Genomic DNA, 389 nt, shown 5'->3' with positions numbered 1-389 from the left:
CTCCCTGGTGAAATTAGCGCTATGGAACCACCCGATCCCATCCCGAACTCGGAAGTGAAACGTAGCTGCGCCGATGGTAGTGTGGCCTAAGCCATGCGAGAGTAGGTCATCGCCAGGGTTTATACCCCGAAAACCCCGCTGCTCATGCAGCGGGGTTTTCCTTTTTTTGCAAGCCTCAGGTTTCGACCTGGACTTACGGCAACAACTTCGCGAAAAGCTTCAAGTTCCTCTCACAAGTTGTTGACAAAGCTGAAAAGCCTGCCATAATAGGCGGCTCGCAACGACGAAAGGCCTTCGGGTCCAACGACGAAGCAGCATCGGCAACAACGCCCACTCCGGTGAGGCGGCCTTGAAAAAAGGTGTTGACGAAGCGGAAAAGCCGGCTATAA

Annotated in this window: 1 protein-coding gene and 1 rRNA gene; one reads left to right on the top strand and one right to left on the bottom strand. The window is 54.0% G+C overall.

The window, feature by feature from the left end:
• Positions 1-3 precede the first annotated feature (3 nt).
• Positions 4-118: ribosomal RNA gene (gene rrf / locus CR919_RS20940) — 5S ribosomal RNA — on the top strand.
• Positions 119-193: 75 nt separating this feature from the next.
• Here the strand turns inward: rrf and CR919_RS21295 are convergent.
• On the bottom strand, positions 194-389 hold a 196-nt coding region (locus CR919_RS21295), incomplete at its 5' end, for a hypothetical protein (RefSeq protein ID WP_207761057.1).

Origin of the sequence: Stenotrophomonas sp. LMG 10879, from assembly GCF_002750935.1 — a bacterium.
In the GTDB taxonomy this organism is placed as follows: domain Bacteria; phylum Pseudomonadota; class Gammaproteobacteria; order Xanthomonadales; family Xanthomonadaceae; genus Stenotrophomonas; species Stenotrophomonas lactitubi_B.
The sequence above is the reverse complement of the archived record's forward strand: the minus strand, read 5'-3'. Positions and strand labels throughout refer to the sequence as shown.